General features: G+C 71.4%; 22 protein-coding genes. 9 read left to right on the top strand and 13 right to left on the bottom strand.

All coding sequences use genetic code 11. From position 1 onward, the window contains the following. Positions 1–284 precede the first annotated feature (284 nt). From ACZ6R6_RS43400 to ACZ6R6_RS43385, 4 genes are all read right to left on the bottom strand, one after another. A complete protein-coding gene (locus tag ACZ6R6_RS43400) occupies positions 285–521 on the bottom strand; it encodes a hypothetical protein (RefSeq protein WP_470102776.1) in 237 nt (78 codons plus the stop codon). Between the two features lie 657 nt (positions 522–1,178). After that, positions 1,179–1,883, bottom strand: a complete 705-nt coding sequence (locus tag ACZ6R6_RS43395) for a phosphatase PAP2 family protein (protein WP_470102775.1) — start codon at positions 1,881–1,883, stop codon at positions 1,179–1,181. A 28-nt stretch (positions 1,884–1,911) separates the two neighbouring features. Beyond that, the gene (locus ACZ6R6_RS43390; protein WP_470102774.1) at positions 1,912–2,598 is read right to left on the bottom strand and encodes a phosphatase PAP2 family protein; all 687 of its coding nucleotides are present in this window, start codon (positions 2,596–2,598) and stop codon (positions 1,912–1,914) included. Positions 2,599–2,703: 105 nt separating this feature from the next. Continuing rightward, a complete protein-coding gene (locus tag ACZ6R6_RS43385) occupies positions 2,704–3,087 on the bottom strand; it encodes a hypothetical protein (RefSeq protein ID WP_306862619.1) in 384 nt (127 codons plus the stop codon). Positions 3,088–3,272: 185 nt separating this feature from the next. On the opposite strand from ACZ6R6_RS43385, the gene ACZ6R6_RS43380 reads away from it, so the two are divergent. From ACZ6R6_RS43380 to ACZ6R6_RS43365, 4 genes are all read left to right on the top strand, one after another. Beyond that, entirely contained in the window at positions 3,273–3,743 is a 471-nt protein-coding gene (locus tag ACZ6R6_RS43380; protein ID WP_470102773.1) for a GAF domain-containing protein, read from the top strand. Between the two features lie 141 nt (positions 3,744–3,884). Further along, positions 3,885–4,496 (top strand): GAF and ANTAR domain-containing protein, encoded by a 612-nt coding sequence (locus ACZ6R6_RS43375; protein WP_470102772.1) that lies wholly within the window; start codon positions 3,885–3,887, stop codon positions 4,494–4,496. 68 nt (positions 4,497–4,564) lie between these two features. After that, the gene (locus tag ACZ6R6_RS43370; RefSeq protein WP_470102771.1) at positions 4,565–5,632 is read left to right on the top strand and encodes a quinone-dependent dihydroorotate dehydrogenase; all 1,068 of its coding nucleotides are present in this window, start codon (positions 4,565–4,567) and stop codon (positions 5,630–5,632) included. A gap of 41 nt (positions 5,633–5,673) precedes the next feature. Then, positions 5,674–5,877, top strand: coding sequence for a heavy-metal-associated domain-containing protein (locus ACZ6R6_RS43365; RefSeq protein ID WP_470102770.1), 204 nt, complete (start codon positions 5,674–5,676; stop codon positions 5,875–5,877). Positions 5,878–6,215: 338 nt separating this feature from the next. On the opposite strand, the gene ACZ6R6_RS43360 is transcribed toward ACZ6R6_RS43365, so the two are convergent. The 4 genes from ACZ6R6_RS43360 to ACZ6R6_RS43345 all read right to left on the bottom strand — a co-directional run bounded on the left by ACZ6R6_RS43360 (position 6,216) and on the right by ACZ6R6_RS43345 (position 10,274). Next, the gene (locus ACZ6R6_RS43360; RefSeq protein WP_470102769.1) at positions 6,216–7,853 is read right to left on the bottom strand and encodes a beta-N-acetylhexosaminidase; all 1,638 of its coding nucleotides are present in this window, start codon (positions 7,851–7,853) and stop codon (positions 6,216–6,218) included. Between the two features lie 35 nt (positions 7,854–7,888). Next, positions 7,889–8,746, bottom strand: a complete 858-nt coding sequence (locus ACZ6R6_RS43355; RefSeq protein ID WP_470102768.1) for an N-acetylmuramoyl-L-alanine amidase — start codon at positions 8,744–8,746, stop codon at positions 7,889–7,891. Positions 8,747–8,816: 70 nt separating this feature from the next. After that, complete coding sequence (locus ACZ6R6_RS43350; RefSeq protein ID WP_451931570.1) at positions 8,817–8,951, bottom strand: hypothetical protein; 135 nt, start codon at positions 8,949–8,951, stop codon at positions 8,817–8,819. A gap of 237 nt (positions 8,952–9,188) precedes the next feature. Continuing rightward, the gene (locus ACZ6R6_RS43345; RefSeq protein WP_470102767.1) at positions 9,189–10,274 is read right to left on the bottom strand and encodes a LacI family DNA-binding transcriptional regulator; all 1,086 of its coding nucleotides are present in this window, start codon (positions 10,272–10,274) and stop codon (positions 9,189–9,191) included. Between the two features lie 136 nt (positions 10,275–10,410). On the opposite strand from ACZ6R6_RS43345, the gene ACZ6R6_RS43340 reads away from it, so the two are divergent. Then, entirely contained in the window at positions 10,411–11,100 is a 690-nt protein-coding gene (locus tag ACZ6R6_RS43340; protein ID WP_470102766.1) for a TetR/AcrR family transcriptional regulator, read from the top strand. A 145-nt stretch (positions 11,101–11,245) separates the two neighbouring features. Here ACZ6R6_RS43340 and bldC read toward each other — a convergent pair whose 3' ends face one another. After that, positions 11,246–11,449 (bottom strand): developmental transcriptional regulator BldC, encoded by a 204-nt coding sequence (bldC, locus tag ACZ6R6_RS43335; protein ID WP_013133571.1) that lies wholly within the window; start codon positions 11,447–11,449, stop codon positions 11,246–11,248. Between the two features lie 319 nt (positions 11,450–11,768). Then, the gene (locus ACZ6R6_RS43330; RefSeq protein ID WP_470102765.1) at positions 11,769–12,626 is read right to left on the bottom strand and encodes a DUF8083 family protein; all 858 of its coding nucleotides are present in this window, start codon (positions 12,624–12,626) and stop codon (positions 11,769–11,771) included. Between the two features lie 222 nt (positions 12,627–12,848). On the opposite strand from ACZ6R6_RS43330, the gene ACZ6R6_RS43325 reads away from it, so the two are divergent. Together ACZ6R6_RS43325 and ACZ6R6_RS43320 are read left to right on the top strand one after the other, a co-directional pair. Further along, positions 12,849–13,952, top strand: coding sequence for a Leu/Phe/Val dehydrogenase (locus tag ACZ6R6_RS43325; protein ID WP_470102795.1), 1,104 nt, complete (start codon positions 12,849–12,851; stop codon positions 13,950–13,952). Between the two features lie 150 nt (positions 13,953–14,102). Further along, positions 14,103–14,336 (top strand): DUF3073 domain-containing protein, encoded by a 234-nt coding sequence (locus tag ACZ6R6_RS43320; protein ID WP_470102764.1) that lies wholly within the window; start codon positions 14,103–14,105, stop codon positions 14,334–14,336. A 243-nt stretch (positions 14,337–14,579) separates the two neighbouring features. On the opposite strand, the gene purM is transcribed toward ACZ6R6_RS43320, so the two are convergent. Beyond that, positions 14,580–15,605, bottom strand: a complete 1,026-nt coding sequence (gene purM / locus ACZ6R6_RS43315) for a phosphoribosylformylglycinamidine cyclo-ligase (protein WP_470102763.1) — start codon at positions 15,603–15,605, stop codon at positions 14,580–14,582. Beyond that, positions 15,602–17,038: an amidophosphoribosyltransferase gene (gene purF / locus ACZ6R6_RS43310; protein WP_470102762.1), complete on the bottom strand. Its 1,437-nt coding sequence runs from the start codon at positions 17,036–17,038 to the stop codon at positions 15,602–15,604. Before purF ends, purM begins: the two co-directional genes overlap by 4 nt. 499 nt (positions 17,039–17,537) lie before the next feature. On the opposite strand from purF, the gene ACZ6R6_RS43305 reads away from it, so the two are divergent. Continuing rightward, entirely contained in the window at positions 17,538–18,662 is a 1,125-nt protein-coding gene (locus ACZ6R6_RS43305) for a DUF4190 domain-containing protein (protein WP_470102761.1), read from the top strand. Between the two features lie 117 nt (positions 18,663–18,779). On the opposite strand, the gene ACZ6R6_RS43300 is transcribed toward ACZ6R6_RS43305, so the two are convergent. Beyond that, positions 18,780–19,235 (bottom strand): sterol carrier family protein, encoded by a 456-nt coding sequence (locus ACZ6R6_RS43300; RefSeq protein WP_470102794.1) that lies wholly within the window; start codon positions 19,233–19,235, stop codon positions 18,780–18,782. Positions 19,236–19,404: 169 nt separating this feature from the next. Between ACZ6R6_RS43300 and ACZ6R6_RS43295 the strand changes: the two genes are divergently transcribed. Continuing rightward, on the top strand, positions 19,405–21,447 hold the full coding sequence (locus ACZ6R6_RS43295; RefSeq protein WP_470102793.1) for a PhoX family protein: 2,043 nt from the start codon (positions 19,405–19,407) through the stop codon (positions 21,445–21,447). Positions 21,448–21,567: the final 120 nt, after the last annotated feature.

Here is a 21,567-nt window from a genome sequence, read left to right as displayed (position 1 = left end):
GTCATCGCCATAGTGGTGCTCATCGGACTGATCGGGACGAGCGGTCTCGCGGTGGTCGCGTCGTTGGGGCTGTCGGGCTGAGCCCGCGCCGGCGACGTCGCGGCGGACCGGGCCGGAACCAGGCCGGACGGGGTGCCGTGGCCGGGCGGGGCGCCGGGCCGGACGGGGCGCCGGGCCCGCGCAGGATGCCGGGCCGGACGGGACGTCGAGATCGGGCGCGGTGCCGGGCCGGGTGGGTGCCGTGGCGGCCCACCCGGCGGCCGGGCTCCTTCTGGACCTTCGCCCTAGACCTTCGCCATCGCGATCTGTCCGGTGGGGAGCCGCTCCGGCTGGGGCTGCGGCTGGTAGGGCTGCTGCTGGGGCATGCGCGCCTCGGGCTCCGCGGCGGTCTCCATGGCCGGCGGGCAGCTGCAGTATCCGTTGGTCACGATCAGGCGCCCTCGCTGCGGCGTGTATGTGCGGGAGTCGGCGGCGAGGAGAACACCTGTGCATGTATGGCAGACGATGGGCTGGGGATCCATGGACGGCTTCCTTTCTGAGGGTAGCCGTCGAACACCGCTGGGTCCGGCCGGCTGGCTGCTCCTGCCCTAGTGGGGAGACGTCAATCTCCCCACGGGGTTTTTATCTTACTTTGTGACATTTAGTATTCATTCAATTGCATTTGGTGACACGGCGTATCGGCTTGCAGCTCCGAATGTAGCTCGCTCCGGGGGGCGCATGATCTAAAACTGGATAGGAAGTGGAGGAAAACACTTTTCTCCCTGCCGGTCCGGGCATGGTGATTGTTTTCCTTGGCGCCGCCCTCCGGGCCCGTGTCCGCTCGGTCTCTCCCCCCGCGCTCCGGGCCTCCCCGGTGCCGTCGCGCCTTCCTCCGGGTGCCCTCCCTCGTGTCCCACGTCTCCCCGGCGTCGCTCTGCTGCCTTCCGGTTTCAGCATAAAGCGAACTACAGTTCGCATGTGAACCGGGCCCCGATTCTCATCGACGTCCAGCGCGACATGCTCCTGTCTCCAGAGCCGGTGCCCGGCGCGCGCGAGGTCTCCTCGCGATCGCGACACTGCTGGAGCGTGCCCGCGCGGGCGGGGTGCCCACGCGACCTACGACGGAGACGAGACCGCCGCGGCCGTCTCCCGGGAGGTCGAGCGGGAGCCGGCCGCGGTGGTGGATCTCGACGAGGTCGTCATGCCGTGACCTGTTCCCGCACCACGGGCCGGTCGGCGGCCATGGGCCTGCGCAGCAGAAGCGCGTTGGCGGCCACCGCGACGCAGACCAAGCCGAGCAGGAAGCCCCAGCTCACGTCGCTCAGGTGGTGCATGCCGCGATACATCCGGGAGTAGGCGATCCCCACCGGGATCCCCAGGCCGACGGCCCACCACAGCAGATTGAGAATCTTGTAGCGGTGGGTGTGCAGGGTCAGCACCAGCGCGACGCCGCAGTAGAAGGCGACGGCGGCGCTGGTGTGCCCCGAGGGGAAGCTGGAGGTGGGCGGCGCCGGATCGAGGTGCTCGACCGTGGGCCGCTTGCGCTCGGCGAAGACGGTCGCCAGCAGGAAGATCGCCGACTGGGAGAAGACCGCCAGCGCCAGGAAGATCGACTCGTTCCAGCGTCTGAACGCCAGCAGGAAGACCACGAAGAGCAGCGCGGTGCCCGTGATGATCACCGGGGTGTCCGACAGGTTGGACACCACATCCGTGACGGAGGTCCAGAAGGTCGTCCGGCCCTTGGCCATCTGGGCGTTCACCCCCTCGTCGTTCGCGATGAGGGTGGTCGTCTGGAGAACTTTGGTGATCAGGAGCCCGACGCCGAGTGTCAGGGCGGTCATCACGGCCAGTGGCAGCAGGATGAGACGGGCCACGCCCTTGAAGTCGACCGACAGTTTAGGCATGGGGCGCGAGCTACCCTGAATTTTACCTTCAGAACGCCTCGGGCTCGACGCCTTCCTTGAGCGGTTCGACCGGTCTGCGCCCCTCGTCCCGGCGCCAGCTCTCGAACCCGGCCGCGATCCCGGCGACCACCACCACGCCCAGCGCGATCCCGGCGACCACGTCGCTGAACCAGTGCACGCCGAGCGCGACCCGACTGTAGGCGACGAAGACCGTGATGACCGCCGCGACGGCCCACAGCGCGAGCCGGGAGAGCCGGCCCTTCAGGTAGGGCAGCAGGAGCAGCACCAGGACGCAGGTGCCCGTCGCCGCGCCCATCGCGTGCCCGGAGGGGAAGGAAGCGCCCGGGGCCCACGACACCGGGTCGGGCAGCGCCGGCCGCGCCCGATCGACGATCTCCTTGACCGCCAGGTTGAGCAGACCGCTGGCGGTGATCGTGACGACCGCCCAGATCGCCAGGCGCCGCGCTCCCCGCAGCCAGAACCAGACCGCGGCCAGCACCACCAGGACACGCCACGTCGTGGGGCCGAACACCTCCGTCGCCACGCTGAGGAAACGCGTGTAGCCGGGGTCGGCCAGGGCGTAGGCGTGGAACTGCCGGGCCACGCTCTCGTCGAAGTCGTTCAGCGGCGCGAAGGAGGACAGCACGAACACCAGCAGCAGGACGAACGGGGTCGAGAACAGCGCGACCGCCACCGTGGCGACCGTCAGCCGCACGCCCAGACGGCGGTCCGAATCATGATGATCTCGACGATCGAGTAGCCTGACCATCGTTCATGGCTACCCGATGACAGGCGGATATGCCTAAGACCGCCGACAGTCTCAGGCGGCGTGGCGCCCCTCGCGCCGGGTGGTCCAGCGCAGCACGTCGCAGTGGCGCCGTTCGGCCTCGGCGAGGGCGGACTCGTCGGTGTAGGAGTCGAGCACGGCCCGAAGGTGCGGCATCTGCCCGGCGACGTCGGCCCACGCCTGCGTGGGGTCGTCGGAGCCGAGCTCGATCAGCGCGTCCAGGTGCGCGGCGTAGGCCGTCCACCACTGGCGGCTCAGCTCGGCGAGGAACCCGTCCAGGCCGCCGAACTCCCGCTGGATCTCGGACTCCCACCATGGCGGTACCGTGGTGTCGCCGGTCTCCGCCATATCGCGGAGCACGACATGCACCAGTGTGCGACGCCGACGGACGATGGCGGAACGTGACAAGCTGTTCATGTTCCCACCTTGTCGGTCCCTGCTTGCGGAACGCTTAACGATCTATTGACGGCGATGTAAGGCCGTGGCGCTATAAGCGAGAGCGGGAACCGCTTGGCCGTAGTCATCGCACACCACTAGTCTTCAAAGCGCAGTTCATTCCGCCTTGCGTCCGCGGAGCTACCTCAACGCGGAGGAAGCCTCTCATGGCCCAAGGTGTCGAATTCCCCAAGGTCGTCGACCGCACCCTGAACGCTCTCGCGGACGCTCTGGGCGCCGACGGCGCGGCTCTGATGCTGACCGACGATCACGACCGGTTACGCGCGGTCGCCGGCTCCGACGACGACGGCCGGCGGCTGGAACTGGCGCAGGAGCGGACCGGCTCCGGACCGGCGGTGGAGAGCCTCGCCCGTGGCGTGGACGTCGCGGTGAACGACCTCCGCGCCGCCCGCCCCTCCGGCTTCCCCGGCCTGGCCCCTCACGCCTCCGGGGTCCGCGCCGTGCTGTCGGTGCCGCTGCGCGCGGACGGCCGGCTGATCGGCACCCTGAATTTCTACGACCGGGTCAGCCATGAATGGCCGCCCGCGAAAGTCCGGAGGGGCGGACGCCTCGGCGAGCTCATGGTGATGGTCCTGCAGACCCTCGCCCATAAATCACCTATTTCCGGGCAGTCGTAGTGAGCAAGTCAAGTAACCAGGCCGACGCTGAAAGGCGCCACACATATGACGCACATTGACCCGGAAGCGCTGGTCGCCAGCTTGAGACGGCTCCAGACGACCTCTCCCACGACGGGCATAGTCCATCAGCTGGAGCGGGCCGTGGATGTCGTTGACACGCTTTTCGGCTATTCGGGGGCGGGTCTGATGTTTGCGGAGGAGAGCAAGGATCTGCGCTATTTGGTCGCCACCGACGACCGGGGGCGCAGTCTTGAGGGCGCCCAGCTCCATCTGGGCCAGGGGCCATGTGTGTCCGCCTACGAGGAGAACACCGCGGTGACCTCCTCCGACGTGCACGCGGACCCGCGCTGGCCGCAGCTCGCCGACCGGCTCCACCCCGAGGTGCGGGCGGTCGCCGGAGTGCCGGTACGGCTTGGCGGGGCCCCGGTGGGCACCTTGAACGTCTATCAGTCCGAGCCTTATGACTGGGATGAGTCGGATATCCAGGCACTCAAGGCATATGCCGACGTGATCGAGCAGTTGCTCACCGCGGCGATGGCCGCCGAGGAGAAGAGCGCCCTGGCCGACCAGCTCCAGTACGCCCTCGACTACCGGGTGGTCATCGAGCGGGCCGTCGGCTACCTGATGGGCAAGCACGACCTCACCGCGGCCCAGGCGTTCACCGGTCTGCGCAAGCAGGCCAGGGACAGCCGCCGCCGGGTGGCCGACCTCGCGGCGGAGGTGCTCGGCGAGGGAGCCGGCGAGCTGCGGTGATCGCGGAGGGCGCACCGCGGCGCGGCCGGGGCGTACCCCGCCCCGCGGGGGGACTAACCTGATCGGTGATGTATCGATTCGTGTTCACGCAGGTCCTCAGCCGCTTCGACCCGGAGGCCGCGCATCACCTGACGCTCGGCGCGCTCCGCCTCCTGTCGGTGACGCCGGTGGTCAAGCGGCTGGTCCACCGCCGTCTCGCACCGCGCGACCCCGCCCTGCGCGTGCAGGCCTTCGGCGTGCACTTCCCCGGCCCGTTCGGGCTGGCGGCGGGCTTCGACAAGGACGCCGGCTGCGTGGAGGCCATGTCCGCGCTCGGCTTCGGCCACGTCGAGGTCGGCACGGTCACCGCGCACGCCCAGCCGGGCAACGCCAGGCCCCGGCTGTTCCGGCTGGTCCGGGACCGGGCGATCATCAACCGGATGGGCTTCAACAACGCCGGCGCGAGCGCCGCGGCCCGGGCGCTGAGCAGGCCCCGCGGCGTCCCGGCGATCGTCGGCGTCAACATCGGCAAGACCAAGGTCGTGCCCGAGTCCGAGGCCGTCCACGACTACGTGGCCAGTGCCAAGGAGCTGGCCCCGCTGGCCGACTACCTGGTCGTCAACGTCAGCTCGCCGAACACCCCCGGCCTGCGCGACCTCCAGGCCGTCGAGCTGCTGCGCCCGCTGCTCCAGGCGGTCAAGGAGGTCGCCGACGGCACCCCCAAGCGCACCCCGCTGCTGGTCAAGATCGCCCCCGACCTGGCCGACGGCGACGTGGACGCGGTCGCCGACCTGGCCCTGGAGCTCGGGCTCGACGGCATCATCGCGACCAACACCACGATCAGCCGCGAGGGCGTCTCCAGCACCGAGGCCGGCGGCCTGTCCGGCCGTCCGCTGAAGGCCCGCTCGCTGGAGGTGCTGCGCCGGCTGCGCGCCCGGGTGGGCGACCGCCTGGTGCTCGTCTCCGTCGGCGGCGTCGAGGACGTGGACGACGTCTGGGAGCGCCTGCTCGCCGGGGCCACCCTGGTCCAGGGCTACAGCGCGATGATCTACGAGGGGCCTCTCTGGGCCCACCGCATCCACCGCGGGCTCGCCCGCCGGCTCCGCCGCCATGGCGTCGGCGACCTGCGTGAAATCATCGGCCGCACCGCGGGCTGAGTAATACCCTGGGCGGGTAACCCTCGGACATTGGAGGCGCGATGAGCGTGAGCACATATACCGTCACCGGCATGACCTGCGGCCACTGCGTCAGCTCGGTCAAGGAGGAGGTCGGCGAGGTTCCCGGCGTCACCGGGGTCGACGTCGACCTGGGGAGCGGCCGGGTGGACGTCTCCGGCGACTCCCTCGACGACGCCGCGATCCGCGCCGCCATCGAGGAGGCCGGCTACCAGGTGGCCGGCTGACCGTGCGGGGCCGCGGCGTCCGGAGGCCGGGACCCCGCGTCTCGGCCGCAGGACGCCCCTGACGCCCCTTCCCGCACGGCGCGCCGCCCCGGACCCCTCCCGTACGGCCTTCTCCCGTACGGCTCCCGTACGGCTCCCGTACGGCGCCGCTCGACCCTCCTGTACGGCGCCGCTCGGGTCTCTCGTACGGCACGTCGCCCGGGTCTCCCCGTACGGCGCGCCGCTCGGCCCCTCCCGCACGGTCCTTCTCCCGTACGGCGCCGCCCGCACGGTCCTTCTCCCGTACGGCGCCGCCCGGCTCCCGCCGTCCGCCGGCCGGTGACGGGCGGGCCGTACGGTCACATGCTCGGCCGGGTGGAGTCCGCGAGGTGGGTCAGCTCCTCCAGGCGCTTCATGACCTCCTCCACCTTGACGGCCCCCGGGCGGTGGCGGCGGTGGCCGGCCCCGCCGAGCTGCCAGGGGCGCGGGCCGGTCAGCGGGCGATACTCGACCCCCAGCGCGTCCAGCCGGCCCAGGTGCCTTTCGAGCCGCGCGGCGAACCCGGGGCCGGCCGCGCCGGACCAGGCGACCTCGGCCAGCGCGCAGCCCCGGGGCCAGGCCCGGTAGTCCACCGCCCGCCCGTCGGGCAGACGCTCGGTCCACAGCTGGAACTGCGCCCCGACGACGCGCTCCCGCTGCCCGGCCGTCCACGACTCCGGCGCCGGGTCGAAGGCCGCGACGTCCGAGACGGTGATCGCCTCGCCGATGGCGACCGGCTCCTCCTCGGAGGCGGCCTCGGCGTAGTCGAAGTAGAGCGGGAAGACCGGCGTCTGCACCACGTCGTGCCCGGCCTCGGCGGCGCGCCGGGCCACTCCCGGCCCGCGCCACGGCATCACGATCGTGTCGGGCCGCAGCATGCCGCTGACGAACGCCTCGTCCCAGACGACCGCCCGGCTGCCCCGCTCGGCCAGCAGGTCCGCCAGCCTGCGCAGGAACCAGGCGTGCAGGCCGCTCAGGCTCTCCAGGCCGAGCTCTCGCTGGAAGGCGACGATCTCCGGCGCGGCGGCCCAGTCGTCGAGCACGCACTCGTCCCCGCCGAGGTGCACGTAGGGCGTCTCGCCCAGCGCGCCGAGCATCTCGTCGATCACCGCGATCAGGAAGTCGACCGTCGGCGGGAGGGGGGACAGGATCGCGGGGGAGATGCCCCACCGGTCCAGCACGGTGAAGGGCTCGGGCTCCCGGCCGTCCGTGGCCCGCGCGTCGAGCGCGGGATAGGCCGCGAGGATCGCCGAGGCGTGTCCCGGCACGTCGATCTCGGGCACGATCGTCACGGCCCGCGCCCGGGCGTAGGAGGCGATCTCCGCGAGGTCGTCCAGCGTGTAGTAGCCGCCGTGCGGCACCTCGTCGAAGGCGGGCCCGTCCTCGCGCCGGCCGGTGGCCGTGCGCGGCCGGTGCGAGGCCACCTCGTGCAGCCTGGGGGCGATCCGGCTCTCGACCCGCCACCCCTGGTCGTCCACCAGGTGCAGGTGGAGCCGGTTCAGCTTGTGCGCCGCCATGAGGTCGACCATGCGGAGCACCTCGCGCTTGGGCATGAAGTGCCGTGCCACGTCGAGGTGGACCCCCCGCCAGGAGAACCGGGGCGCGTCCTCCACCCGGCAGGACGGAACGCTCCAGCCGGCCTGGGCGACGGTCCGGAACGCCGCGTCGGGCAGGAGCTGCCGCAGTGTCTGGCCCGCATAGAACGCCCCCGCACGGTCTCCGGCCGCGATCCTCACCTCCGCGGCCGTCACCTCCAGCCGGTAGGCCTCCGCGCCCAGCGACGCGTCCCGCTCCACCACGACGGCCCCCGCCTCCGCGGGGCGCAGGTCCAGTACGGCGAGCGCCGACCGCAGCCCGTCCACCAGCTCGGCGGGGCCGGAGACGGAGGTGCCGGGCGAGAGCGCGAAGGAGCCGGGCGCGGGCTCGAAGACGGCAGGGAGCGGCAGGAGGTCAGTCATGCCTCAGATCATGTCAAGTTGCCCCAGAGCACGCATTACTTGAGGTAGTTCTGCAGCCCGTCGGCGAGGGAGAGCGCCATCTTCTGCCGGAACGCCGGGTTCTGGAACTTGGCCGCGTCACCCGCGTTCCGCATGTTGCCGCACTCGACGAAGATCTTGGGGACCGTGGAGAGGTTCAGGCCGCCGAGGTCGTTGCGGAAGCTCAGGGCCTTGCTGCCGATGTAGGTGGAGTAGGGCATGCCGGCGACGGACTTGATGGAGTCGCGCACGTCGAGACCGAGCTCCCTGGAGGCGCCCACCACCGGGTCCACCGGACCGTTGATCTTCTTCGGGATGATCACGTGGAAGCCGTGGCCGGCCGGGGCCGCCCCGTCGGCGTGGACCGAGATCGCCGCGTCCGCCTTGGCCTTGTTGCCGATCGCCGCCCGCTCGGTGATGCACGGGCCCACGCCGGAGTTGTCCGGGCGGGTCAGCTTCACCGTCGCACCGCGCTCCCGGAGGATCTTGGCCAGGCGCTGGGAGACGTCCCAGGTGAAGGCGGCCTCGCTGTAGCCGTTGTTGGTGGCGGTGCCGGTGGTGTCGCAGGCCTTCCACTGGGTCAGGACGTTGACCTGCTTGTTGATCTTCGCAGGGAACTTGTAGTTGTGCCCGTTGTGGCCCGGGTCGACGACCACGACCTTGCCGCTCAGCGGCTTGGCCGGGGCCTTCCCACCCGCCGTGGTGGCCGCGACGGCCGGGGCCGCCTCGGTGGCCCGGGACGCCGTCCGGGAGGTGGGCTCGCCGTTCCCCGCCGAGCCCGCGGTGGCGCCGCTGACGGTGCCGGCGGCGCCGCCGCAGGCGGCGGCGCTCAGGCCGCACAGGACAAGGGCCGCCGCGAATGCTTTGGTGGTCACGTTCATCCCCCTCGAAGGAAACCCGTCAACCATCCAACTTACGCGGCCCGGCGCCGTGGCCCGGCCGCCGTCACCAGACGTGCTCGCCGGCCTCCTGCTTCTGCAGCAGCGAGGCGAGCTCCCTGGCGTCCTCGGCGTCCAGTCCCAGGACCACGCGCGGACGCCCCCATGGATGGTCGATCGAATGGGCCACGTAACTCGCCACGGACTCGGCTCCGGCGTCGCCGTTCCGGCCTCGGGCGGCCCGCCAGTGCGCCCATGCCCGCTCGAGCTCGGCCGCCGCGCGCTGAGCGCATGACACAAGTTCCGGATCACGCATTGTTACCCCCTCTCGTCACATCTGAGTCAACACCAGGGCTCCGCCGCCACTTCGATGCTTGACCCGAACTTGACGAGGTCCTAGGGCCCGCCTGGGCGTGCTGCAACGCTCCAGGCGGGCCCTTTACCCCTGGACGGGGCCCGTGCTGCGCCGTACGACGAGACGGGGGGTGACCTGGCGCAGGCGCGAGGTCTTGCCCGGGTCGCCGATCCGGTCACTGAGCAGCGTCGCCGCCGAGCGGCCCATGGCGCGGCGGGGCTGGTCGACGGTGGTCAGCGAGATCGGCTGGGCCGCCGCGAGCTGGATGTTGTCGTAGCCGATCACGGAGAGGTCCTCGGGCACCCGCAGGCCCAGCTCGGCCGCGGCGGAGAGCACGCCCATGGCGACGGCGTCGTTGGCGGCGAAGATCGCGGTGGGCCGGGGGTCGCGGGTGAGCAGGCTCCGCGCGGTCAGCGCGCCGCCCTCCTCGGTGCACTCTCCCTGCTCGACCATGATGTACGGCGCCAGCGCGTGCCTGCGCATCGCCACCAGGTAGCCCTCGCACCGGAACCGTCCGGAGGAGGAGCGGGAGCCCTCGATGTGGGCGATCCGGCGGTGGCCGAGCTCCACGAGGTGGTCGATGGCCAGGCGGGCGCCGAGCTGGTCGTCGTCCACGACGATGTCCACGCCGCCGAGGTCGATGTCGCGCTCGCCCACCACGACCGTCGGCGTGTAGCCGGTGGCCTCGATGAGCGTGTCGCTGGTGGGCGCGATGCCGAGCAGCACGAGCCCGTCGACCCGCAGCTCCAGGAACGCCTCGACCGCCTCGTCCTCGAAGGCCGGGTCCCACTGGCTGTTGCCGATGAGCAGCCTGAGGCCGTCGCCGTGCAGGCTCTCCTGCAGGCCGTCGAGGAACTCGGCGTAGAACGGGTTGTGCAGGTCGGCGACGAGCGCCCCGACCAGGTGGGTGCGGCCCTCGACCAGGCTGCGCGCGACCGCGTTGGGCCGGTAGCCGAGTTCTCTGGCCGCCTGCAGCACGGCCTGCCTGCGGTGCTCGCTGACGTGCGGCGAACCGCGTAGCACGAGCGACACCAGTGATTTGGAGACACCGGCCCGCTCGGCCACGTTGCGGATCGTGGGCCGTGGGCGTGGTCCGCCGCCGTCCGGTGAGACGGGCTCGGCGAACCCGCGGGCTCGGGTGACGGTGGTGTTGACCGGTGGTCCTGACATGGCTCTCCCCCGGGGTGGTGGATGGGCACCTGTCACTCAAAACGATCGAGTTCCGAATGGGGTACGGCTTCCGCCCAAGGGAACTCCGATCTTGACGTCACCGCCGCCGCAGACGGACTCCGATAGTGTGCGGACTGTGGGTTCGACATCCGGAGCCGCCAAGCAGGACAGACCTGCGGCGGAGGGCGCGCGACCGGCGCGGCGCAGGCTCAGCGTGGACCGGCGCCGTGAGGAGCTCATGGCGGCGGCCCTGGAGCTGTTCAGCAAGCGCGACGCCGAGGATGTCTCCATCGACGACGTGGCCTCGGCGGCCGGGGCGTCGCGGGCCCTGGTCTACCACTACTTCGGCGGCAAGCAGGAGCTCTACGTCGCCGCGCTGAAGAGCGCGGCGGCCGAGCTGGAGGCGCGTCTGCAGCCCCCGGGGGGCGGTCGGCCGCTCGACGACCTCGCCGGGGGACTGGGGCGCTACTTCGACTTCGTCGAGGAGCACGCGGCGGGGTTCGCCGCGCTGCTCAGGGGCGGCCCCGCCAATCGCAGCGGCGAGATCGGGGAGATCGTCGACAGTGTCCGGCACCGTCTGTTCCGCCTCATCATGAAACAGATGCGGGTCGACGAGCCGGGGCCCGCCCTCCGCATCACACTGCGGTCGTGGATCGCCTCCGTCGAGACGGCGGGTCTCGACTGGCTGGAGCACCGGGACATCGGGCGCCCGGGGCTTGAGCGCATGCTGGTCGATCAGATGGTGGCGCTGCTCGGGGTGGCCGCGGAGCACGACGCGCAGGTCCGGCAGCTCCTTGAGGACCTGGTCCGCGAACACGCACCGTGACCGGCCGGCCCTCCGGAGGCCGTGCAGGGCCGTGCCGGGGCGGCGCCGGACGGGCGACGCCGCTCCCCACAACAACCCGTTTGGCCTACGCGCTCACGTGGTGAGCGCGCGGCTGTTCCCCCCTGGGCCCGTGACGGCCCCCGTATTACTCGGAACGCTGCTGTGGAATCCCCGCCAGCAGCGCGCGAACCTCGGTCTCCCGGTAGCGGCGGTGCCCACCCAGCGTGCGGATGGACGTCAACTTGCCGGCCTTCGCCCACCGTGTAACGGTCTTGGGATCGACACGGAACATGGTTGCGACCTCCGCCGGGGTGAGCAGCGGCTCTGCCTCGGGTGTACGAGCTGACATTTGTGCGGCCTCTCCTCCATGTGGACCGGCGACAGCGATCCTGCGACTTGACGCTTGTCACGGATGTCCCCCTATGGCCCCTTGCGTGCGGCTGTTCGGACCATATGCGGCATCACCCGATGTGACCATACAGCCACGTAGAGCGATTGGCGAGTCTTTGAGTGACTCATCTCTCTTGTGCACCTGTTGTTGTCACGCTCGGTGATTCTAGCGACACGTTTCGTGGTATCGCAGTGAAAACGGCAAACTACTCAGTTCGTAGACGTGTCGCCGGTCATCGACCGAACTACTTATGCAGGTCAGAGGGATGATTTGCGACTCAGTTTGCTGATTCGAGAAGTTGTATTGATCGCCACCGGAGAATCACCCGCTGGTACATGGCGTAGGCCAACTCTTCCTCGCCGGTTTCCAGACCCGTCAGAGCGGCCGCGAGCTCGGCCACCGACTGGTCGGCCTGGAGCTTTTCGTCGTCCATGAGATGGACGATGCCGCCGTAGTCGAGCTCCACCAGCGAGTGCGGGTGGAACTCCTCCAGCCAGCGCGCCACCTCCTCGACCTCGCCGGCCACCGAGATCTCCCCCGCCTGCCTGCGGATGATCTGCAGGGCGCGGGCGCTGCGGCGCCGGGCGTGGGCCATGGAGGTGACGTAGATGAGGTTACGGGTGGTGACCGTGCCCCCGGGGCCGCGCCGCCCGTCGAGGACCAGCCAGCGCTCGTTGCCGTCGAAGGGCACGAACCACGACGTCGGAACGTGCCACGTCGAGGTCCGGATGTGGGTGCGCAGCGCCGCCGAGTCGCTGCGGCGTTTGAACCTGTCGAAGTCGTCGGCCGTCTGCTCGGCGATGGAGATCGGCACGAAGCGCTCCATCAGCCTCGCCGGCGTCGTCCCGCGGAAGCGTGAGAAGGCCAGCCACGATCTCAGCCTGCTCTGCCAGGGGCAGACATAGAGCACGTCCTCCACGCGCCTGAGATAGGCGTTGGGGCTCTCCTGGGCGGGTGCGGGAGCGGGAGGGACTCCCAGGAGGCGGCGGACCGCCTCGCCGTGCTCGGCGTGGAGCGCGCTCGCGCGGCGGGGCCGGTCGGTCGCCTCGGCGTAGGCGGCCCACGAGACGCGTTCCGACGGGGTGAACGCGGTCAGGGGTTCATAGACGCGGAGGTACGCGGCATAGGGCAGCACGTCCGCATCGTGTCACGAAGGACCTGCTGTTGTCCGGTATCGACCCCGTGCGAGCCGTGCCACCGCTTGTCCGTCTCGGCTGGTGAGAAGCACCGCCGCCGGTCGCGTCTCGGGTAGTGAGAACGGTCCCTCGACGGCATCGTCCCGCCCGGAGTTGTGGTTACGCTGAGAGTGATCTCCGCCGCGATGGAGCGGCGGACCTGGCGACCGGGAGTCACCACCGTGACCGACGTCTTCGGGCTGTCCCACAAGGACACCAGCCCCGCAAGCGGCCAAGCCAAGCACGAGCAGGTCATCTTCTGCTCCGACGAGCGCAGCGGCCTCCACGCGATCATCGCGATCTACAACACCGCCCTCGGCCCGAGCCTCGGGGGCACCAGGTTCTATCCCTACGAGAGCGAGCAGGCCGCGCTGGCCGACGTCCTCAACCTCTCGCGGGCGATGGCCTACAAGAACGCCCTGGCCGGACTCGACCTCGGCGGCGGCAAGGCCGTCATCATCGGCGACCCGGCCACGGACAAGAGCGAGGCGCTGCTGCGCGCCTACGGCCGATTCGTGCAGTCCCTCGGCGGCCGCTACTTCACCGCGTGCGACGTGGGCACCTACAGCGAGGACATGGACATCGTGGCCCGCGAGAGCTCCTACGTGACCGGCCGCACGGTCGCCCAGGGCGGCGCGGGCGACTCCTCGATCCTGACCGCCTACGGCGTGTTCCAGGGCATGCGGGCCGCGGCCCAGCACGTCTACGGCGCGCCGACGCTGCGCGGCAGGCGGATCGGCGTCGAGGGCGTGGGCAAGGTGGGCCACCGCCTGGTCGACCATCTCGTCGAGGACGGCGCAGAGGTCGTGATCTGCGACGTCAGCGAGCAGGCGGTCGAGCGGGTCCGGGGCCGTCACCCCCAGGTCGAGGTCGTCGCCGACCAGGTGGAGCTCACCGCGGCCGGCATCGACGTCTACGCCCCCTGCGCGCTGGGCGGGGCGCTGGACGACGACACGGTCGCCCGGCTGCGCGCCGCGATCGTCTGCGGCGGGGCCAACAACCAGCTCGCCCACCCGGGTGTGGAGAAGGAGCTCGCCGACCGGGGCATCCTCTACGCGCCCGACTACGTGGTCAACTCCGGCGGCGTCATCCAGGTCGCGGACGAGATCCAAGGGTTCAACATGGAACGGGCCAAGGCAAAGGCGACCCAGATCTACGACACGACTCTCAAGATTTTCCGGGCGGCGGCGGAGGATGGCATCCCTCCGGCTGTCGCAGCCGATAGGCTAGCCGAACGCAGAATGTCGGAAGTCGGGCGAATTAGGGGCATTTGGCTAGGCCACTAGCCCCTCGCGCCCATACGGCGTACCGAGCCGGGCGTAAAACAGGTACGGTTGTAGTCGAACGAGAGCTGACGCCTCAAGTCAGGTGGCGTCAGTGCGTGGTGCGTTAGCGACGAGGGGTCGGGCACGACCCCACACGAGGGGGTCGAGCCAATGGGGCGCGGCCGAGCAAAGGCCAAGCAGGTCAAGGTTGCTCGCCAGCTGAAGTACAACAGCGGTGGCACTGATCTTGAGCGTCTTCGCGACGAGCTCGGAGTCAGAGACGACTCCAACCACAATGACGACGCCGACGACTCCTACGATGAACTGGCGGATCGGTATGCCGATTACGCCGATGGCTTCGGTTCCGGAGACGACCGGGACGAAGGCGCGCCCGGCCGCCGCTAGGCGAGCTTCAGGTTGAGCACGAGCAGGGACACCCGGTGGCTGAGAGCCGCCGGGTGTTTCTCCGCGCGGGCTGGTCTTTCAAAGCGCTCCGGCGGGCCGGGGCGCTTTTCGGCGTTCCCGCCCCTGACCCGCTTTTCGGCGTCCCGCCCCTGATCCGGAAGACGTGGCACGGCCGGACGCCGGACGGTCCGCACCCGTGCCGAGGGGCGCCGGACGATGGTGACCGGCGCCCCGTGCGGCGGGCTAGCGGTAGTGCGCCCGGCCGGTGCCGGGGACGACCTCGCCGAGCACCCAGGCCGGCAGGCCGCGCTCCTCGAGCAGGGCCAGAGCCGGGTCGACGGCCTCCGGCGGGACGATCGCCGCCATCCCCACCCCCAGGTTGAAGGTGCGGTCCATGTCGGCCTGGGCCACCTTGCCGTGCCCCGCGAGCACCTCGAAGACGGCCGGCGGGGTCCAGGACGAGCGGTCCAGCAGCGCGTCCAGCGTCGGCGGCAGGGAGCGGGACAGGTTGCCCTCCAGGCCGCCGCCGGTGATGTGCGCGTAGGCGTGCACGTCGAGCGCGCGGGCCAGCTCCAGGCAGTCGAGGGAGTAGATCCTGGTCGGCTCCAGCAGCTCCTCGCCCAGGGTCCGGCCCAGCTCGGCGAGCTCGGCCTCCAGGGAGAGCCCGGCGAGCTTGATGATGTGCCGGACCAGCGAGTAGCCGTTGGAGTGCACGCCGGAGGAGGCCAGCGCCAGCACCACGTCGCCCTCGCGGACCCGGTCCCGGCCGAGCATCTTCTCGGCCTCGACCACGCCGGTGGCGGCGCCCGCCAGGTCGTACTCGTCGGCGCCCATCGCCCCGGGGTGCTCGGCCGTCTCGCCGCCGATCAGGGCGCAGCCCGCCAGGCGGCAGCCCTCGGCGACGCCGCCCACGATCTCGGCGATCCGCTCGGGGACGACCTTCCCGCAGGCGATGTAGTCGGTCATGAACAGCGGCTCGGCGCCGCAGACCACCAGGTCGTCCACGACCATGCCGACCAGGTCGATGCCGATCGTGTCGTGCTTGCCGAGCGCCTGCGCCAGCATGACCTTGGTGCCCACCCCGTCGGTCGAGGTGGTCAGCAGGGGCCGCCGGTAGCCCAGCAGGGCCGAGGCGTCGAACAGACCGGCGAAGCCGCTGGCGTCGTCGACGACCTCGGGCCGCCGGGACCGGGCGACCTTCGACTTCATCAGCTCGACGGCGCGCTCGCCCGCGTCGATGTCCACGCCGGCAGCTGCATAGCTGGTCACAGCTTGGCCTCCAGGACGTATTTGCCCACGTTGTCACGGTCGATGGCGATCGGATACACGCCGTCGAAGCAGGCGCGGCAGAGCCGCTCGGCGGGGATCGTGGTGGCCTGGGTCAGGCCCTCCAGCGAGATGTATCCGAGGGAGTCGGCGCCGAGCGAGGCACGGATCTCCTCCACGCTGAGCGAGCCGGCGATCAGCTCGGCCCGGGTCGCGAAGTCGATGCCGTAGAAGCACGGCCAGGAGACCGGGGGAGAGGAGATCCGGACGTGGACCTCCCGCGCGCCGGCCTCACGCAGCATCTTGACGATCGCCCGCTGGGTGTTGCCGCGCACGATCGAGTCGTCCACGACGATCAGACGCTTGCCCGCGACGACTTCCTTCAGCGGGTTGAGCTTGAGCCGGATGCCGAGCTGGCGGATCGTCTGGGACGGCTGGATGAAGGTCCGGCCGACGTAGGAGTTCTTGACCAGGCCCTGGCCGTACGGGATCCCGCTCTCCTCGGCGTAGCCCACGGCGGCGGGGGTGCCGGACTCAGGAGTCGGGATGACCAGGTCGGCCTCGACCGGGTGCTCGCGGGCCAGCACGCGGCCGACCTCGACGCGGGTGCTCTGCACGCTGCGCCCGGCGATCGTGGTGTCGGGGCGGGCCAGGTAGACGTATTCGAACAGGCAGCCCTTGGGCTCGGCCAGCGCGAACTTGCGGGACCGCACGCCGCGCTCGTCGATGGTGATCAGCTCGCCGGGCTCGATCTCCCGGACGAAGGTGGCGCCCACGATGTCGAGGGCGGCGGTCTCGGAGGCGACGACCCAGCCGCGCTCCAGCCGGCCCAGCACCAGCGGGCGGATGCCCTGCGGGTCACGGGCCGCGTAGAGCGTCTTCTCGTTCATGAAGACGAGCGAGTAGGCGCCCTTGACCTGTGGCAGGAGTTCGGCGGCGGCGTCGTCGATGGACTGGCTGCGGTCCTGGGCCAGCAGCGACGCCAGGACCTCGGTGTCGGTGGTCGCCCTGGTCGCGCCCGGGGCCAGGCGCCGGGCCAGCTCCGGGGTGTTGATCAGGTTTCCGTTGTGGGCGAGCGCGAGCCCGCCGTCCTCGGTCGAACTGAGCGTCGGCTGGGCGTTCTCCCAGACGCTCGACCCGGTGGTCGAGTAGCGGCAGTGACCGACGGCCAGGTGGCCGCGGAGGGTCCCGAGGACCGACTCGTCGAAGACTTGGGCCACCAGGCCCATGTCCTTGTAGACGAGGATTCGGCTGCCCTCGCTGACCGCGATGCCCGCGGATTCTTGACCGCGGTGCTGCAACGCGTACAGCCCGTAGTAGGTGAGTTTGGAGACTTCCTCCCCGGGTGCCCAGACGCCGAAGACGCCACATGCGTCCTTCGGGGGCCGGTCATGGGGATCAAGGTCATGGCTCAGATGGCCGTCGCCCTTCAGCACATGCTTCAGTCTAGGTCGGCCTCTTCGCTGCTCGCACCCCGGGGCCGGGTCAACCGTTGTCCCACTTTGGCCGAACAATCGTCGGGGTTTTGCCGTGTCGGCCTGTTTCATCACATGGCGGCGGGGGAGTGTGAGGTATCCGGCATACCTATGCGTCGGGAGAACAGACGTGACAACACCTGAGGACCCTAACCAGCCTGACCCGCGGCGCGAGCCCCGGGACCGGCGATCCGAGCAGGAGGGGACGGGTCCGGAGTCCTCCGGAATCTCCGAAGACGCGGCCGTTCCGAGCGAGCCGGCCGCTCCCGGCTCCGGCCAGACCGTTTTCTGCCCGGATGACCCCTCCACGTGGTCGGCGCCCGATCCCGCCGAGGCTCCACGTCCGTCGCCCGAACCCACGTCCTCAAGCGGGCAGCCCCCGTCCGGGCCCGCCGGCCCCTCCGCCCGGCCGCCGTCCGAGCCTGTGACGCCGTCTGAGCCGGGCCCGCCGTCCGAGCGCGTGTCGCCGTCCGGAGGATGGCCGTCGGAGCCCGTCGCCCAGGCCGGGCGATGGCCGTCGGAGCCCGAGGAGCCGGAGGAGCCCGCCCCGTGGTCGCCCCGGCCCGCCGGTCCCGGCGAGACCCCGGCGGGGCAGCCGGTCTCCACGCCCGAGGAGCCGGTGCTGCCGGGACACCCGGACGTGCCCACCGCACCGGAGGTCCCCAAGCCGGTCCAGGCGGACCCGGACACCACCGAGACGTTCGCGCCGCCGGCCACCCCGGGCGCGGAGGCCCCGCCCGCCTACCCGGTCCCGGGCGCCACCCCGCCCGCCTACCCGGGCTGGGAGAGCGCCTCGGAGGGAACGACCTCGGGCGGGGACGACAGGGGCGGGGAGGGCGCGACCGTGCCGCCGAGCGCCGCCCAGCCCTCACGCTACGACCCGCCGACGCCTTCCGAGGGGTTCCCCTCGACCCCGCGGCGCGCTCCCGAGCAGCCCGTCGGCGGCTCCCAGCCCGAGCCGCCGCCAGGCGGCCCGTACGGCGGCGCCCCAGGTGAACGGCACGGGCCCGCCGAGGAGGAGCCCTCCGCCGGAGACGTCTCCGGCGGCGCCTACGGCGCTCCGCCCTACACCGGCGTCCACGCCGCCCGGCCGGAGGGGCCGGTCGATCCGTCCCGACAGCCGCCCCCCACCCCGCCGGCCGGCGGCCCGTCCTACCCGTCCCAGGCCGGCCCGTCCTACCAGCCGTACCAGCCGGGCCAGCCGTACCAGGCGCCGTCCCCGGGAGGCCCCGCCTATCCGGGCGGCACGCCGTACCCGGCCTATCCGGGACAGGAGTGGCCGCGCAAGGAGGGCGGCGGGCTCGGCACCACGGCGCTGGTGCTCGGCATCGTGAGCCTCTTCCTGCTCGTCGTGTGCGGCCTGGGCGCGCTGACGGCCATCGTCGGACTGATCATTGGCATCGTCGCGGTGGCCAAGAACTCCAACCGCGGCCGCGCCTGGGTGGGCATCGCCCTGAGCGCCCTGACCCTGATCATCGCCGCGGCCCTGCTGGCCTGGCTCTACAGCAAGATCGGCGACTGCGCGAACCTGCCTCCCGAGCTCCAGCAGCGCTGCATCGAGGACAAGTTCGGCGTCCAGACCTGAGCGTGTTCCGCTTCCGCGGAGCGCGCCGCCCGCCGCGCCGCCCCTGGGCCGCCGGCACCGGCCCGGGACGGCCGGGCCCTCGGACACGGCGCCGGTCCGGGGCGCCGGGCGGGGTGGCTACGGCACCGGCAGGTGCTCCGACAGGTCGGCCCGGGCCCCACTCGCGGCGACCTTCCCGGCCGCCACCGCCTCGGCCCACGCCAGCCGTCCGGTGGCCAGCTCCAGCCAGGTCCGCGCGTCGGTCTCCACCACGTTGGGCGGGGTGCCCCGCGTGTGCCTGGGGCCCGCCACGCACTGCACCGCCGCGTACGGGGGCACGCGGACCTCGACGGTCCGGCCGGGCGCGGCCTCGGCCAGGCGGTCCAGCAGGTGCCGTACGGCGAAGCGCGCGATCTCCCGCTCCGGGCGGAGCTGCCGCCCGTAGGCCCGCAGGACCACCGGCACGCAGGCCGCCAGCAGCGTCGGGAGGTCGCCGGGCCCGTCGTAGGACGGCTCGTCGAGCGCGGTCAGCTGGGCGTCCAGCGCGGCGCGGACCTTGGCGGGATCAGGCTTGTGAGGTGGCACGCACTCCATCATGCCCGTCCGAGGCCACGGCTGATTGCGACATATGGTTCATCATGCGGGCAAACGTCGTTCACCGCAGGTTCTACTTGCCCACGTAGTGTCCCGGCCGGAACGACCGCGCACACCCTTGGAGGACCCTGTGGCGAACCTGTCGCCGCGCAGACCGCTCCCGCTGCTCATGAGCCCCCACAAGGGTGGACGTAGCGCGCTCACCTGCCAGTTCCGGTGCGGCAACCAGTGCGCCCACGACGTGCTGAACACCAGTGACAACGCCTACTTCGGCGACGTGGTCGCCGAGGCGATGTCCCGGCGGGGCGTGCTGCGGGCCGGCGCGCTCGGCGCGCTCGCGGCCGGCGTGGGGCTCGCCACGGCGGCTCCGGCCGCCGCCGACCCGGACCCGGAGGCGGCGCGGGCCGCCCTCTCCGGCGGCGACCGCCACGGTGGCGCCCCCCGCTTCACCGCCGTCCCGCCGAACACCGACGACAAGGTGACGGTCCCCGAGGGCTACGAGGCGGCGCCCGTGGTCCGCTGGGGCGACCCGGTGCTGCCCGACGCCCCGGCCTTCGACTTCGAGAACCAGACCGCCGCCGCGCAGGCCGCCCAGTTCGGCTACAACTGCGACTTCGTGACGTTCTTCCCGCTGGGACAGCAGCGCGGCCTGCTCTGGGTGAACCACGAGTACACCGACGAGAACCTGATGTTCCGCGGTTACAAGAGCGGCGACACCGCGACCGAGGAGCAGATCAGGATCGCGCTGGCCGCGCACGGCGGCTCGGTGGTCGAGGTCGAGCGGGCGGGCCGGTCGGGCCGCTGGACGCTGGTCACGCGGGGCCGCCGCCGCTACAACCGGCGGGTCACCGCGCAGACCCCGATGGTCTTCAGCGGCCCGGCCGCCGGGAGCGACCTGCTGAGGACCGCCGCCGACCCGGCGGGCACCAGGCCGGTCGGCATGCTCAACAACTGCGCCGGCGGCACCACCCCGTGGGGGACGGTGCTGAGCGGCGAGGAGAACTTCAACCAGTACTTCGTCAACGGCAACGGCGTGCCCGAGACGCAGAAGCCGTTCCTCACCCGCTACGGCGTGAGCGCCACGGTCGGCATCCCGAGCGGCAACCGCCGGTTCGACCGGGTCGAGGAGCGCTTCGACCTGGCCAAGCACCCCAACGAGGTCAACCGGTTCGGCTGGATCGTGGAGATCGACCCGTTCGACCCCGACTCCACCCCGGTCAAGCGCACCGCCCTCGGCCGGCTGGCCCACGAGGGCGCCACCACCTCGCTGGCCAGGGACGGCCGGGTCGTGGCCTACATGGGAGACGACTCCCGCTTCGAGTACGTCTACAAGTTCGTCTCGAAGAAGCGCTACATCCCCGGCTTCGACCGGCACAACCGGACGCTGCTGGACGAGGGCACGCTGTATGTGGCCAGGTTCACCGGCGACAGCCCGGCCGCCGAGATCGACGGCACCGGCAAGCTGCCCGCCGACGGCGGCTTCGACGGCTCCGGCGAGTGGATCCCGCTGGTCACCGGGGACGTCTCGCACGTGCCGGGGATGTCCGCCCAGGAAGTCCTCGTCTACACCCGCCTGGCGGCCGACAAGGTCGGCGCGACCAAGATGGACCGTCCCGAGGACGTGGAGCGCAACCCGGTCACCGGCGGCGTCTACGTCGCCCTGACCAACAACTCCAACCGGACCCCGGCCCAGGTGGACGAGGCCAACCCGCGCCCGTCGAACAAGCACGGCCACATCCTGGAGATCACCGAGCGCCGTGACGACGCCGGCTCCACGACCTTCGCCTGGTCCCTGCCGCTGGTCTGCGGCGACCCCGGCGACCCCTCGACCTACTTCGGCGGGTTCGACAAGACCAAGGTCTCGCCGATCTCCTGCCCGGACAACGTCACCTTCGACGCCGACGGCAATCTCTGGATCTCCACCGACGGCAACCAGCTCGGCGCCAACGACGGCCTGTTCGTGATGCCGGTCCGCGGCTCCGAGCGCGGCCACCTCCGCCAGTTCCTGAGCGTCCCGGTCGGCGCCGAGACCTGCGGCCCGCTGGTCAGCCCCGACCAGCGCAGCGTCTTCGTGGCCGTCCAGCACCCCGGCGAGACCAACGGGGCCACCCCGGAGGCCCCCACCAGCCACTGGCCCGACGGCGGCACCAGCCAGCCCCGTCCGTCCGTCGTGGTGGCCTGGCACCGGCAGGGCAAGAAGATCGGCTCCTGATCTCCCCGGTGCCGCCCGCGCCGGGCGCGGGCGGCACCCTCCGGCCTGTCTCACGCCACCGGTACGGCGGGGCGCTCGACGGCGGTCTCCGGGCTCTCCTGGATCTCCTGGCTCTTGGGG

It is taken from the genome of Streptosporangium sp. NPDC048886, from assembly GCF_055586905.1.
This window is presented reverse-complemented; position numbering and strand designations above follow the sequence as displayed.